General features: G+C 61.5%; 13 protein-coding genes. 7 read left to right on the top strand and 6 right to left on the bottom strand.

What is annotated here, in order from left to right; all coding sequences use genetic code 11:
* Positions 1-206: 206 nt before the first annotated feature.
* The 4 genes from clpS to MJ639_RS01985 all read left to right on the top strand — a co-directional run bounded on the left by clpS (position 207) and on the right by MJ639_RS01985 (position 4,080).
* The gene (clpS, locus tag MJ639_RS01970) at positions 207-599 is read left to right on the top strand and encodes an ATP-dependent Clp protease adapter ClpS (protein ID WP_243369006.1); all 393 of its coding nucleotides are present in this window, start codon (positions 207-209) and stop codon (positions 597-599) included.
* A 31-nt stretch (positions 600-630) separates the two neighbouring features.
* Positions 631-3,090 carry an ATP-dependent Clp protease ATP-binding subunit ClpA gene (gene clpA / locus MJ639_RS01975; RefSeq protein ID WP_243368264.1) on the top strand — a complete coding sequence of 820 codons (2,460 nt, stop codon included), beginning with the start codon at positions 631-633 and terminating at the stop codon, positions 3,088-3,090.
* Positions 3,087-3,383: a hypothetical protein gene (locus MJ639_RS01980; protein WP_243368266.1), complete on the top strand. Its 297-nt coding sequence runs from the start codon at positions 3,087-3,089 to the stop codon at positions 3,381-3,383. The genes clpA and MJ639_RS01980 overlap by 4 nt, the downstream gene beginning before the upstream one ends.
* 136 nt (positions 3,384-3,519) lie before the next feature.
* Positions 3,520-4,080 (top strand): NADPH-dependent FMN reductase, encoded by a 561-nt coding sequence (locus tag MJ639_RS01985; protein WP_243368268.1) that lies wholly within the window; start codon positions 3,520-3,522, stop codon positions 4,078-4,080.
* A 20-nt stretch (positions 4,081-4,100) separates the two neighbouring features.
* Here the strand turns inward: MJ639_RS01985 and MJ639_RS01990 are convergent, their stop codons facing one another.
* The 4 genes from MJ639_RS01990 to MJ639_RS02005 form a co-directional block, all read right to left on the bottom strand.
* Positions 4,101-6,386 carry an HWE histidine kinase domain-containing protein gene (locus tag MJ639_RS01990; protein ID WP_243368270.1) on the bottom strand — a complete coding sequence of 762 codons (2,286 nt, stop codon included), beginning with the start codon at positions 6,384-6,386 and terminating at the stop codon, positions 4,101-4,103.
* A gap of 206 nt (positions 6,387-6,592) precedes the next feature.
* Positions 6,593-7,768: a GNAT family N-acetyltransferase gene (locus MJ639_RS01995; protein WP_243368272.1), complete on the bottom strand. Its 1,176-nt coding sequence runs from the start codon at positions 7,766-7,768 to the stop codon at positions 6,593-6,595.
* Between the two features lie 62 nt (positions 7,769-7,830).
* Entirely contained in the window at positions 7,831-8,583 is a 753-nt protein-coding gene (locus tag MJ639_RS02000; protein ID WP_243368274.1) for a glycerophosphodiester phosphodiesterase family protein, read from the bottom strand.
* On the bottom strand, positions 8,580-9,050 hold the full coding sequence (locus MJ639_RS02005) for a RidA family protein (protein WP_243368276.1): 471 nt from the start codon (positions 9,048-9,050) through the stop codon (positions 8,580-8,582). The genes MJ639_RS02000 and MJ639_RS02005 overlap by 4 nt, the downstream gene beginning before the upstream one ends.
* Positions 9,051-9,233: 183 nt before the next feature.
* Between MJ639_RS02005 and MJ639_RS02010 the strand changes: the two genes are divergently transcribed.
* A complete protein-coding gene (locus tag MJ639_RS02010) occupies positions 9,234-10,067 on the top strand; it encodes a cell envelope integrity EipB family protein (RefSeq protein WP_243368278.1) in 834 nt (277 codons plus the stop codon).
* On the opposite strand, the gene MJ639_RS02015 is transcribed toward MJ639_RS02010, so the two are convergent.
* The gene (locus MJ639_RS02015) at positions 10,058-11,335 is read right to left on the bottom strand and encodes a DNA polymerase IV (protein WP_243368279.1); all 1,278 of its coding nucleotides are present in this window, start codon (positions 11,333-11,335) and stop codon (positions 10,058-10,060) included. The two genes, MJ639_RS02010 and MJ639_RS02015, sit on opposite strands and share 10 nt — an antisense overlap.
* A 15-nt stretch (positions 11,336-11,350) precedes the next feature.
* A complete protein-coding gene (locus MJ639_RS02020; RefSeq protein WP_341482612.1) occupies positions 11,351-11,641 on the bottom strand; it encodes a DUF3572 domain-containing protein in 291 nt (96 codons plus the stop codon).
* A 99-nt stretch (positions 11,642-11,740) separates the two neighbouring features.
* On the opposite strand from MJ639_RS02020, the gene MJ639_RS02025 reads away from it, so the two are divergent.
* Together MJ639_RS02025 and MJ639_RS02030 are read left to right on the top strand one after the other, a co-directional pair.
* The gene (locus tag MJ639_RS02025; protein WP_243368281.1) at positions 11,741-12,124 is read left to right on the top strand and encodes a response regulator; all 384 of its coding nucleotides are present in this window, start codon (positions 11,741-11,743) and stop codon (positions 12,122-12,124) included.
* A gap of 533 nt (positions 12,125-12,657) precedes the next feature.
* Entirely contained in the window at positions 12,658-14,499 is a 1,842-nt protein-coding gene (locus MJ639_RS02030; protein WP_243368283.1) for an adenine deaminase, read from the top strand.
* Positions 14,500-14,502: the final 3 nt, after the last annotated feature.

Below are 14,502 nucleotides of genomic sequence, written 5' to 3' on the forward strand. Positions count from 1 at the left end.
CATTTTGCGGGCTCATGAAGCTTGGCGGGGACGACCTCACGGGAGAGTGAGAAGATGTCGCGCTTCTCAGGGCTGATATGCGCCCCCATCTGGTTGATCTAGCGAACCGAATGGAGCGACTATAGATATGACTCATGCGCTGGAGCCGAAGCGGAAAGGCGGGCTACAGGGCAGGGGCCAATAAGAAGGGGGTCGGTCGAAACATCATGCTGCGGTTAGCTCAGGACACTTTGGTCCGGTTGAGGCGGTCTCCACTCTCCGCAGCCGGCGGATCACAGCCCCCTGGTGGCGATGACGACGGCCGCTCGAACACGGCTATCATCACGAAAACCAAGCCGCGGACGAAACGGCCGAACCTTTACCGCGTTCTTCTTTTGAACGACGATTATACCCCGATGGAGTTTGTGGTTCACGTGCTGGAGCGTTTCTTCAATAAGAACCGTGAGGATGCGACCCGGATCATGCTTCATGTGCATCAGAACGGCGTCGGGGAATGTGGAGTTTTTACCTACGAAATTGCGGAGACCAAGGTGACGCAGGTGATGGATTTCGCCCGCAAGCACCAGCACCCTCTGCAATGCGTGATGGAAAAGAATTAGCCGAGAGACCCGTCTCATAAAGGACAAGCCGTTGCCGAGCTTTTCTCGCAGTCTTGAACAAGCCCTTCACCGAGCCCTCGCTCTCGCAGGCGAGCGGCGACACGAATATGCAACCCTCGAACATCTCCTCCTCGCCCTGATCGACGACCAGGATGCGGCCGCCGTCATGCGCGCCTGCAATGTCGATCTGGAAATCCTGCGCCGAAACCTGGTCGATTACGTTGACAGCGAGCTCGCCAACCTTGTCGCGGACGGACGCCAGGACTCGAAGCCCACGGCCGGCTTCCAGCGCGTGATCCAGCGCGCGGTGATCCATGTGCAATCCTCGGGCCGCGACGAAGTGACTGGCGCGAACGTGCTGGTCGCCATCTTCGCCGAGCGTGAGAGCCATGCCGCCTACTTCCTGCAAGAGCAGGATATGACCCGCTACGACGCCGTGAACTATATCAGCCACGGCATCGCCAAGCGTCCGGGCCTCACCGAGAGCCGTTCTCCGCGCGGTGCGGAGGAGGAAGCCCCCAACGAGCGTCCGACCCAGGATGAATCCGATACCCGCGCCAAGAAGAAGGGCGACGCGCTCGAGGCTTACTGCGTCAACCTGAACAAGAAGGCCAAGGAAGGTAAGATCGATCCGCTGATCGGCCGCGAGGCCGAGGTGCAGCGCACGATCCAGGTCCTATGCCGCCGCCAGAAGAACAACCCGCTCCTCGTCGGCGAGCCCGGCGTCGGCAAGACCGCCATCGCGGAAGGCCTTGCCCGCAAGATCGTGCAGGGCGAAGTGCCGGAAATTCTCAAAGGTGCCACCGTCTTCTCCCTCGATATGGGCACGCTGCTCGCCGGCACCCGCTATCGCGGCGACTTCGAAGAGCGCCTGAAACAGGTGATGAAGGAGATCGAGCAGCACCCGAACGCGATTATGTTCATCGACGAGATCCACACGGTGATCGGCGCCGGTGCGACTTCGGGTGGCGCGATGGATGCCTCGAACCTGCTCAAGCCAGCATTGGCTCAGGGCACGCTTCGCTGCATCGGCTCCACGACCTACAAGGAATACCGCCAGTATTTCGAGAAGGATCGTGCTCTCGTCCGTCGCTTCCAGAAGATCGACGTGAACGAGCCGTCGCTGCCGGATGCCATCGAGATCGTGAAGGGCCTGAAGCCTTACTTCGAAGACTTCCACAAGCTCAAATACACCAACGAGGCCATCAAGGCCGCGGTGGAGCTGTCGGCTCGCTATATCAACGACCGCAAGCTGCCGGACAAGGCGATCGACGTGATCGACGAAACCGGCGCGTCGCAGATGCTCCTGCCCGAAGGCCGTCGCAAGAAGACCATCGGCATCAAGGAGATCGAGGCCACCATCGCCACCATGGCCCGCATCCCGCCCAAGACCGTGTCGAAGGATGACGCTGAGGTTCTTGCGAACCTGCGCGAGACCCTGAAGCGCGTGGTCTACGGTCAGGACAAGGCCATCGAGGCGCTGTCCTCTGCCATCAAGCTCGCCCGCGCGGGCCTGCGCGATGCGGAGAAGCCCATCGGCTCCTATCTCTTCGCCGGCCCGACCGGTGTGGGTAAGACGGAAGTCGCCAAGCAGCTCGCGGCCTCGCTCGGTGTCGAGCTTCTGCGCTTCGACATGTCGGAATATATGGAGCGTCACACGGTCAGCCGTTTGATCGGCGCGCCTCCCGGCTATGTGGGCTTCGACCAGGGCGGTCTGCTGACCGACGGCGTCGACCAACACCCGCATTGCGTGCTTCTGCTCGACGAAATCGAGAAGGCGCATCCGGATCTGTTCAACATCCTGCTCCAGGTCATGGATCACGGGAAGCTGACGGATCACAACGGCAAGCAGGTCGATTTCCGCAACGTGATCATCATCATGACCACGAATGCGGGCGCCGCCGACATGGCCCGCCAGGCCTATGGCTTCACCCGCTCCAAGCGTGAGGGTGACGATACGGAGGCGATCAACAAGCTGTTCACGCCGGAGTTCCGCAACCGTCTCGATGCGATCATTTCCTTCGGTCATCTGCCGAAGGAGGTTGTGCAGAAGGTCGTCGACAAGTTCGTTGCGCAGCTCGACATGCAGCTTGCGGAGCGCAACGTGTCCATCGAGCTCACTGACGAGGCCCGCGATTGGCTCGTCGAGCACGGCTACGACGAAGCCATGGGCGCCCGCCCGATGGGCCGTCTGATCCAGTCCACCATCAAGACGCCGCTGGCGGACGAGGTGCTGTTCGGACGCCTGAAGGGCGGCGGCGCGGTCAAGGTGATCGTCAACACGGATGAAATCGGCTTGCAGAGCCTCGGCTTTGAATATGTCGAAGGCCCGGTCAGGCCGAAGGCTGAAAAGGTCGTGACGACGGCCAAGAAGAAGCCCAAGGCGAAGTCGGGCTCCAAGGCGAAAAAGTCCGTGAAACCGAAAGGGTCCGGTGGTAATGGGGGCGGAGGTATCCGCACTGTTCCCAAGGTTCCACTGGTTAGAGCATGACGACTGAGTTGCACGAGGCCCCCCTCCGGGCCGAACGGATCATCGAGCCTCCGCCGAAGCCGGAGCCCAAGGAGCCCAGGCAGAAGCGCGAGCCCGCGCCGAAGCTCTCCTGGCGCGAAAAGCGCGAGCGGCGTCGGCGTCGGCGAGTCTGGTTCGAGGAAATCCTCGGTTGGGTCTTGGTGCCGGCCATCATCTTCGGCTGCTACTGGCTGCTGAATGTGGGCCTCGCTGCAATGGGTTCGTCACCTCAGGCCTTGATCGATGGTTTCAAGACCATCGCCGACGCCCTCTGACGGGAACGAGCCTTCAGTCTTTCGAAAGCCGCATCGGGCGACCGGTGCGGCTTTTGCTTTTGAAAGCGGCTTGGAGGCTGGTCCGCTTTCGCTCAGAATGCTTCGGCTTGAATCGTGAGATGATGGAGAGGCCAGCGTGACCAAGGTGATCGGCATTTCGGGGAGCCTACGCCAAGGCTCGTATAATTCGGCATTGCTTCGCCACGCGGCTGGGCTGATGCCGGAGGGGGCGGAGCTGATCGTCGAGACTATCCGTGGAATTCCGCTTTATGACGGCGACGTGGAAGCTGCCGAGGGAATTCCAGAACGTGTTGCGGTTCTCAAAGAGGCCGTGGCTGCTGCGGATGGTCTGCTGCTTGTCACGCCCGAATACAACAACTCGATTCCCGGTGTGTTCAAGAACGCCATCGACTGGCTCACTCGTCCGGCATCGGATATTCCGCGCGTCTTCGGAGGCAAGCCCGTCGCGGTGATCGGAGCATCGCCCGGCGGCTTCGGCACCATCCTCTCGCAGAATGCATGGCTTCCAGTGCTGCGCACCTTGGGCGCGGATCATTGGTCAGGAGGGCGCTTGATGGTGTCGCGGGCTCAGAGTGTCTTCAATCAGGATGGAACGCTCACAGACCAAAAGATCGAAGGCCTGCTCAAAGACTTCTTGAAAGGCTTCGCCGATTACGTGAGCGCGAAGACGCCGTAACCTGAGCGCCTGAGGATTAGTCAGGCCAGCGGCGCGTCCACGGTACAGGTCACGCCCGACGGTGCGAATTGGATCTCGACCTTGCCGTTGAGATCCTGAGCAAGGCTGCGTTCGATCAGACGAGTGCCAAAGCCTCGATGCGTGGGAGCGGAAACGTGTGGGCCGCCGCTCTCGGTCCAGGACAGATGCATGCGCGGTTCCGAGGTATTGTCGATCACCGACCACGTGATGCCGACCTTGCCGCACGTGTTGGAAAGAGCGCCGTATTTCACGGCGTTGGTCGCCAGTTCCTGCAGCGCCATGGAAAGGGCGAGAGCCATTCGAGGTGAAACGCGAACGTCTGGCCCGGATGTGAAAAGCCGGTTCTCGCGTTCGTGCCGATAGGGCGCGATCGCCTCCGCGATAATCTCGTCGATGCTGGCGCTTTCCCAGTTCTCTCGCGTTAGCACGTCGTGGGTGCGTGAGAGGGCGAAGAGACGTGACTCGATGGCGATGCGGGCGACATCCGTGGTCTCCGCATTGCGGAGCGTCTGCGACGCCACCGATTGAACGGTCGCCAGGGTATTCTTCACCCTATGGTTCAACTCGTTCATGAGGAGCTGCTGATGCTCTTCCCAGCGCTTGCGTTCAGTGATGTCGAGAATGACGCCGCGTGACATGACGAGACGACCGTTCTCATCCCGGATGTACTCGCCACGCCCATTGATCCAGCGGATGCTTTGATCGGGCAGCAAGAGCCGTATGATCCAATCGAAGAAGCGGACGGAGGGATTCTCGCGATCTTTCCGAACCGTGACGACCAACTTTGCGTGGTCATCGGGATGATAGCGTGCGCGCAAATCCTCGAGCGTCAGGACCTGTCCAGGAGGATAGGCGTAGAGTTCATTGAGCCGCGCGGAAGACTTGATCTCTCCTGTGATGAAATCAATAACGAAAGTCGCCAGCGACCCTGCATCGAGGGCGGAACGCAGCTCGGCCTCACGCTCGCGAAGGGCCTGCTCCGCCTTCTTGCGATCCGTGATGTCGAGAAGAACGCCGATGGTGCGCGCGGGAATTCCATCCTCGCCCAACACCATCTCGGCCCGCATCAGGTGCCAGCGGAGCGCACCATCCGTCCTGTAGAAGCGGTACTCGGCCTCGTAGAAGCGATCCCCCTGTGACAGGGCATCGACTGCCGTCTTCACCACATGATCGTAATCGTTCTGGTAGTAGCGGCTGCGTATCTCCTGGAGGTCGAGCGGCGCGTCGGGCGGGTAGCCCAACAATCGGTTGAGTTCCGGACTGGTGCGGAGAGTATCGCTCGCCGTTTCATGCTCCCAGACGGCCATGTGGCTGGCATCGAGCGCGAGCTTCAATTGGCTCTCGCTCTCATGGCGGGCGAATTCCGCGCGCGCCCGCTCGACCGCATCCCATGTGCGTTCGGCGACATCGCGCGCGAGGGTGGCCTCGCTTTCCGTCCAACGCCGCGGCACCGGCTCGTGAAGATAGAAGAGAGCCTTGAGAGCCCCGTTCTTCACGAGAGGAACGACGATCATCGAGCGCGTGCCGATACTCTCCCAGGTGACGTGATGAACCGGCTCGACGCGCGGGTCGGCCTGGCTGTCGGCAACGATGATCGTCGAGCCATGACGAACCTCGGCGGCGAGAGCCGGACCGAAGCCATCCAGGATTCTGGTTTCACCGGCGAGACTCGGCACGGTTCCGTTCGTCCAATCCCGCTTGACGCTCGCAACCTCCTGCGTCTCGTCTACTTCCGCATAACCGGCACGGGCCACGCCAAGGTGCTGACCGAGCATCTCGGCCGCCGTGGTGGAGATTTCGATGGGGTCCGTCAACGGGCGCAACCGGTCTCCCATATCCAGGAGGAAGGCGAGTCTCCGATCGTTGGCGACCTGACGGGTGGTTTCCGTGACGACGGCGAGAAAGCCGCGGATGATGCCCGCATCGTCCATGACAGGCGAGAAGGCAAACGTGAAGGAAGTCTGCTCCGCGTAATCGTTTCGCCCGAGCGTGAGCGGCTTGTTCTCATGATAGGAGGCCTCTCCTGCAAGCGCGCGGTCGACCAGCGGAGAGAGGTCGTCCCACGTCTCCGGCAGGATCTCCTTCAGGGGCTGTCCGAGAGAGGTGGGGTGCCAGGCCCCCATGATCGGAATGCTGGCTTCGTTATAAAGAAGGCACAGTTCAGGGCCCCAGGCGACGAACATGGGGAACGGGGAGGGCAGCACGAGATTGAGCGCCCGGCGTAAGGCTTCCGGCCAGGTTTCGGGATAACCGAGGGGAGAGCGGGACCAGTCATGAGCCTGCATGATGGCGCCCATCGTCCCGCTATGGGGAAACGGATCAGGGGGAATGACCGACGTTCTGGCTTGCGCGAGAGTATTCATGCAGGGACGACGCGGCTTTTTGGCTTCTCGTTATGTAAGGCTATCACATATCTAGAGCGAGAAAGCCCCCTGTCAGCCTAAAAAGCTAAAAAACTTAAGCCAAGAAAGAATTGGGCGTTTTGCCCTGGTCACTCGTCTTGGAGGTGACGGAAAGGAGTGGCTTCCGAGAGCTCGGTGACGGCCTCCTCGACATAGGCGCGCTCCTGTTTGAGGTAAGCCTGTACAGCCTTTCGGAGGGAGGGGTCGGCAATATAATGGGCGGAGGACGTAAGGACGGGCCGGTAGCCCCTTGCGAGCTTGTGCTCGCCCTGTGCGCCAGCCTCCACCCGGTCGAGCCCCCGGGCGATGGCGAAATCGATGGCTTGGTAGTAGCAGACCTCAAAATGCAGGAAGGGGTGATCCTCGATGCACCCCCAGTTGCGCCCATAGAGGCGCTTGTCGCCGATCAGGTTGATGGCTCCCGCGATATAGCGGCCCTCGCGCTTGGCCATGACGAGCAGGACTCGGTCAGCCATACGCTCCCCGATCAGAGAGAAGAATCGGCGGTTGAGATAGGGCCGGCCCCATTTGCGCGAACCGGTATCCATGTAGAATGCAAAGAACGCGTCCCAATGCGCTTCGGTGATCTTTGATCCCGTCACCCATTCAATGGAAATGCCGTTCGCCAGCGCATCCCGCCGTTCGCGCTTGATGGCCTTGCGCTTGCGGGAGGCAAGCGCCTCAAGGAAAGCGTCGAAGCTGCCATAGCCTTCGTTGAACCAATGGAACTGCTGGTCGTCGCGGCGCAGGAAATCATGGCTTGTGAAGGCTTCGAGGTCGTTCTGCTGCAGGAAGGTGGCATGGATCGAAGAGGCGCCGATTTGATCCCGCAAGGCTCTGAGCCCCGCGATCAGATGTGCGCGGATATTGTCCGCTTGTGGCCCGTTTGGGACGAGCAGGCGAGGGCCGGTCACAGGCGTGAAGGGCACGGAGACCTGGAGCTTGGGATAATAATGTCCGCCTGCGCGCTCGTAGGCATCCGCCCAGGAATGGTCGAACACGTACTCGCCCTGGGAATGGGACTTCACGTAGCAGGGCGCAGCTCCAAGCAGCGCTCCACTCTCGTCCTCGACAAGAACATGCACGGGCGCCCAGCCGGCCTTCGCGCCGACGCAACCGGAATCCTCCAGCGCGGAGAGGAAAGCGTGAGAGACAAAGGGATTGTGGGGATCGTCCTCGCCCGAGCCAGCATTGAGGGCGCAGGCATCCCAAGCGGCGGCCGGGACCGCTTTCAAACCTTGGGCGATTTTGACTTCGAATGTCACTGAGTGAAAGGACCCCGCCGCTTGCTCCTAGAGCTAATCCTTCGGCAGGGTCCCTTCAATAGTCAGGGCAGGAAGCCTTCGAACACCATCTGGTCCGCATGCTTCTCGGCCTTGGCGCGATCCTCGGGATTGCGCACGGTCCAGGTCATGACGGGCAGGTTGCCCAGCAGCCTGCTGAGATAAGTCGAGGCGCAGGGCAGGTCCTTTACGCGCCAGGACAGGAAGTGCGGCTGCGTCTCTTCGAAATGCAGCAGGTTCGCCATCCGGTGCTTCTGCTCGGGAGAGAGGAAGCTGTCGGATTTCGAAGCGTATTCCAGCTCGCCGATGAAGCCGCGCGTGATGTTCGGCGCATGCTGGCGCAGATAGGCCACGATATCCGGATCGAACGACTTCACCACGAAGGGGCCGGTGTAATCGGCCAGCACTTCGATCACGCGCTTCGTCAGGCGCATGTCACCGTTGAACTTGCTCTTGATCTCGATCACCAGCGGGGTGCGGCCTGCGATCTTGGCAAGGTAATCCTTCAACGACGGAATCTTGTCCCCGCCCTTGGCGTTGGAGATACCGATGCCGGTGAGCGCGGAGAGGTTGCGCTCGATCACGAGGCCCGTATCGCCGGTGAGACGGTCGAGCTCGAAATCGTGGAACACGATGGCTTCGTTGTCGGCGGTCAACTGAACGTCGAGCTCGATGGGAAAGGCGTGCGCGATGGCGGCTTCCGCGGCCGAGATCGTGTTCTCGATGATGCCGTTTGCTTTGTCATGGAGGCCGCGATGGGCGATAGGCTTCGCGACGAGCCAGCTGGGCGTGCTCATTTGACTTCAAACATTCCTTCGACTTCGACACAGGCGTCGAGCGGCAGCTCGGCGACACCGATGGTGGAACGGGCATGACGGCCCGCATCGCCGAGCGCTTCGACCATCAGGTCCGACCCGCCATTCATGACGGGCGCGAGCGCGGCGAAGGTGGGCACGGCATTGATGAAGCCGCCAAGGCGCACGCAGCGGGTGACGTTGTCGAGATTGCCAACGGCTGCTTTCAGCTGAGCAAGCAGGTTGATGGCGCAGAGGCGCGCGGCCTGTTGACCCAGTTCGGGAGAAACTTCGGCGCCGACCTTGCCCTTGTAGGCATCGGCGAGCTTGCCGTCCAGGCCGAGGCAGAGCTGGCCGGAGATGATGACCAGATTGCCCGTGCGCACGAAGGGCACGTAGTTGGCGACGGGGGCTGCCGGCGTCGGCAGCACGATGCCCAGCTCCTGAAGTTTCTTGTCGACTGCGCTCATGGGGGCCTCTTGGGGTTTCCTTAGCGTGTAATAGTGTGAACGGATTAGTGGCGGATACCCATGAAGGACGCAAGCCGGAACATTGCCCTGTCCTCAAGGCGGTCCTATCTTCGCTAACGCATCGTGAGAGAAAGCGGGCGTCGCTTTCAGAAAACCGATGCTCCAAGCGAAATTGGAGATGTCATGCGTTCCCTCATCGTGGCCACCGGCCTAACCTTCGCCTCGCTCGGCTCCGCCTGGGCGGTGGAGGCCAAGGAGCCGGTTCACCTCGTCCCGCACAGGGCGGTTTATGATTTGTCGCTCGCCCGCTCGGAGGGCTCTAAGGGCGTCGAGTCGGCACGGGGGCGGATCGCCATGGAATTCGGCGGCGATGCCTGCGACGGCTATACGCTGAAATACCGTCAGGTCACCATTCTCCAAGGCGGCGAGACAGGCTCGCGGACCGTCGATACGCAGACAGCCACTTTCGAATCCGGCGACGGCCTGTCCATGCGATTCAAGAGCAGCTCCACAACCCAGGGGCTCGTGCGTGACGGTGTCGACGGCGATGCCCAGCTTCGTCCGGACGGTTCACTGGATGTGCGCTTCAAGCAGCCCCGCAACGACACCTATGCGGCCACGGGCCAGCCGATCTTCCCCACCGAGCACATGAAGCGCTTGATCGAGGCAGGACGGAAGGGTGAGCGTACCTATTCCGCCCGCGTCTATGACGGATCGGATGACGGCAAGAAGGTCTATGAGACCCTGACCGTGATCGGGAACAGGATCGAGCCGGGAGCTGGAAACCTGGAGGAGCCGGCCCGCCAGGACGCTTTGGCGAAGACCCCGCGCTGGCCCATGACCATGAGCTATTACGAAGAGGGCAGTGCCGACCGGGAGCCGGCCTATACGATCTCACTCGAACTGTATGAGAACGGTATCGCCCGTGCGCTTAAGATCGATTACGGCGATTTCGCCCTGAAGGGCGATCTCAAGAGCCTCGAGGTTCCGGCAGCCTCCAGCGCCTGTCAGCGCTGAGGCTTGTTGCGAAGGGCGAGGCCCTTCTGAAGGGCGGCGGCGCCGAACTTCTCGCGGATCTTGTCGATGGCGGATTCCATCTGCACCTGCTTCACCACGCTCTGGTCCGCGAGGTCGCCTTTGTCCGCTTCCGCCGCATCGCAGAGATCCGCCGCGCCGATGCCGATGAGGCGATAGGCCGTGCCATCGCACGCAGCTTTCAACAATTGCCGCGCAGGCTCGAAGAGGCGGGCGGCGAGCTGGGTTGGCGCAAGGCCTGAACGGGTGCGGGTGAGCAGGCGAAAATCCTTGTCCTTGAGCTTCAGCGTCACGCTGCGCCCGGCGAAACCGGAGGCCTTCATGCGGCGTGAGACCTTCTCCGACAGGCGCCAGAGGACCGGCTCCAGATCCTCGAACGATCTGAGGTCCGTGTCGAAGGTCGTTTCCGCCGAGATGCTCTTGGTTTCCCGCTCCGGCGTCACTCGCCGCGTATCCTCGCCCCAGGCAAGGCGCGAGAGGCGTTGCGCATCTCTTCCCAGGGCTTCGAAAAGCGCCTTCAGGGGAATGTCGCGCAGATGCGCGATCTGCGTCACGCCCACCTTCGCGAGCCGCGCCTGAGCCGACGCGCCGATGCCGGGAATGATGCCGACGGGCTTGTCGGCGAGGAAGTCCGGCGCTTCCTCCCGTCCGATGATCGAGAAGCCGCGCGGCTTCTGGAAGTCCGACGCGATCTTGGCGAGGAACTTGTTGTAGGACAGGCCGACCGAGATCGTGATGCCGATCTCCTGCTCCACCTTGTGGGCGAAGCGCGCGAGCGTCAGGGCAGGGCTGCCGTGATGAAGCCGTTCAGTGCCTGTGAGGTCGAGGAAGGCCTCGTCGATGGAGACCGGTTCCACGAGCGGAGTCAGCTCCAGCATCAGTTCGCGGACCTCGTAGCCCGCCTTGCGGTACTTCTCGCCGTTGGGTGGGATCACGACTGCATGGGGGCAGAGTTTCAGGGCCTGGAACATGGGCATGGCCGAGCGTACGCCATAGGTGCGCGCCACGTAGCAGCAGGTAGAGACCACCCCGCGCTTGCCGCCGCCGACGATCACCGGCTTGTCGGCCAGGCTCGGATCGTCCCGTTTCTCCACGGCCGCGAAGAAGGCGTCGCAATCCACGTGGGCGATGGAGAGGCTGTCTCGTTCCTTGTGCCTGAGCAGGCGCGGCGAGCCGCAGGCCTCGCAGCGGCTCGCCAGGGGCGAGGCAGCGAGGGTGAGGCAATCGCGGCAGAAAGGGGCGCTGCTCATCGGGTTACTTGCGGATTATTCGAACTCGGAGGGCGAGAGGGTCCAATGAGCCGACATGATGTGCTCCGGCTTGGTGTTCAGTTCCTTCGCCAGGGCAATCAGAAGCGGTTCATCGGCTGCAACATAGTCAAGGATTCCGGCAAAAAAGCCAGGCTGGGAGGCCGCCGAGCGGATCGTGTCGGGCTGAAGCCCCGAAACCGCCAGAAAGCGGCTCATACGTTCTTCATCGCTCGTAATGAATGCGAAGGCGCTGAGAGCAATGTTCTCCGCTTCCTCCCGGTTCATCCGTTTTAAGGGTGTGTTCATGCTGTTGGTTTGCACTTCATCAATAGGTCGTACCCTACCTATATCATTCTGAGATGAAATGGGCCGGTAAATGCATGATCGGGCCCCAGGATAGCGCCAATGAAGAAGACCGTGCTCATCGTTGAGGACAACGAACTCAACATGAAGCTCTTCAACGATCTCCTCGAGGCCAATGGCTATGCCACGCTGAAGACCAGCCACGGCATCGAAGCCATGGAGCTGGCGCGCGCGCATAAGCCCGACCTGATCCTGATGGATATCCAGCTTCCCGAGGTCTCCGGCCTGGAGGTCACCCGCTGGCTCAAGGCCGACGAGGAATTGAAGTCGATCCCAGTGATCGCCATCACGGCCTTCGCCATGAAAGGCGACGAGGAGCGGATCCGCGAGGGGGGCTGCGAGGCCTATATGTCCAAGCCGATCTCGGTGTCGAAATTCATCGCAACGGTAAAGACTTACCTCGAGGCGGATGGGTCCCCTACCTGATTGATTCACTTATGTTAATCGACAGGAGCCATTTCCCACGTTCTGGGAAGCTAGGCCGTTAACATTTTTGGGAAAATGCCGTTTTTGCGCCACTTCCGCGCTTGCATCGGGGCATGTTTCCAATATGTTCAAAGATATCTTATCCGCCTCGGCGGAAAAAATGCCCTACGGATGCTCAGGTCCGCCGCATCTCCTGGGACTTCGTGGGCTCGGCCAGCCTGGGGACGGATCGTTGCCTCCTCAACACCGTCCCCAGCTGGCCACCTTGTTGGTGTTCGATCTGCCAGCTTCCTTGAGCGCCCATGGGGCGCTTTTTTATTGCCCGGTGTTAGCCCTCCGGCCTGTTGCAAGTCCCGTAAGGCTCTAGCTTCTCTTCAGCTCCATTCGCTGCCGGTCTTATTTCCGATGGCGAATCGAGAATGTTCCCAGGGCTTTAGCTTGCGCATTAAGCTTGGCCCTGGCTATTAATCCAGATGGCCGATGCCGCAGGGGAAGTGCCTCGCGACGCCATCCGCGCAAAAGGGGACCGGATCATGGATCAACGCAAGCCCACGCTTCCTCCGAAAACAGCCCTGACACGGTTTTCCGTGGCGCCTCTCTCCACCATAACCCGGCGACTGGCGGATGTGGCCTCGGGGCGTGCCCCGGCGGATCTCGTGATCACGGGTGCGCGGGTGCTTTCCACCTATAGCGAGCGCATCGCGCCGGAGCGGGAGTTGTGGATCGCAGGCGGGCGCATCGCCGCCGTGAAGCCTGCCGGTGCCTACAGGCAGGTGAATGGCGCGCCGGGGCGCGTCTATGACGCCAAGGGTGGGATCATCGCGCCGGGCCTCGTCGATCCGCATATCCATATCGAGAGCAGCATGGTCACGGCCTGCGCCTATGCGGAGGCGGCCCTTCTCAACGGCACGACCACGATCTTCTGTGACAGCCATGAGATCGGCAATGTGATGGATGCAGCCGGCATCGAGATGATGCTGGAAGATGCGCGCCACGCGCCGCTCTCGATCTTTCTCACCGTGCCGAGCACGGTGCCCGCCACGTCGCCCGATCTCGAAACCGCAGGCGGTGATCTGACGCCCGAGAAGATCGCGGCGATCTTCGACCGCTGGCCGGAAGCGGCAGCGCTCGGCGAGAAGATGGATTTCGTGCCCGTGACGATGGGCGACGAGAGAAGCCACGCGATCCTCGCCGCAGCGCTCGAACGCGGCAAGCCGGTTTCAGGCCACATCTATGGACGCGAGTTCGTGGCGGCCTATGCGGCGAGCGGCGTGACGGATACGCACGAGGCCATCGACCGAGACATCGCCGACGATCTTCTCGATGCGGGCGTGTGGATCTTCCTGCGCGGCGGTCCGCCCACCACGCCGTGGCATTCGCTGCCGGAAGCCATCAAGACGATCACGGAATTGGGTTCGTCGCACAAGCGCATCTGCGTCTGCACGGATGATCGTGATGCGGACGATCTGATGATGTTCGGCATGGATTGGGTGACACGCGAAGCGCGCCGTGCGGGCATGAGCCGCGAGCAGGCCTGGAGCATGGGCTCGCTGCATCCGGCCACGCGCTTTGCCATGGAAGGCGAGATCGGCGGTCTTGGCGGCGGACGCCGCGCCGACGTGGTTCTGCTCGACGATGATCTGAAAGTGCAGAATACCTGGTATGGCGGCGAGCTGGTCGTCGAGAACGCGAAGATCACGCCGGTTCTCGATCAGGCATTATCGAACCGCTATCACTATCCCGATGCAGCCTATCGCACGGTCCATATTCCGAGCATTCCGAAACTCATTCCTGAGCTGCCCAAAGAAACTTGCACCGCCAATGTGATCCGCGTCGCGCTACCCGGCATCGTGCTCTTCCACGACAAGGTGGAGCTGGCGAGAGAAGAGAGCTGGGACGCGCTTCTGAACAAGAACGATCTCACCTTCGTCACCGTCATCGAGCGCCACGGCCGTACAGGTGGCAAGGGCGTGGCACATGGATTGCTGAAGGATTTCGGCCTGAAGAGCGGCGCAGTCGCGAGCAGCGTCGGCCATGACTCTCACAACATCATTGTTGCGGGTACCAATGAAGCTGATATGCGCGTGGCGCTCGAAACTGTCATCCAGTCGCAAGGCGGCGTCTGCGTTGTCGACCAAGGCGAAGTCGTTGCCATGGTACCGCTGCCGATTGCCGGTCTTCTCTCCGACAAGCGCGTGACGGAGGTGGCGGAGGAGACGCGGGCGCTCAAAGCCGCGTGGGAGAAGGCTGGCTGCAAGATTCCGTATATGGGCTTCAACCTGATCCCGCTCTCCGTGATCCCGGAGATTCGCATCACCGACAAGGGCTTGGTTCTCGTGCCCGAGATGGAGCTGGTGCCGCTTTACGAGGAATGAGAA

The organism is Microvirga solisilvae (assembly GCF_022808595.1).
GTDB classification, from domain to species: domain Bacteria; phylum Pseudomonadota; class Alphaproteobacteria; order Rhizobiales; family Beijerinckiaceae; genus Microvirga; species Microvirga solisilvae.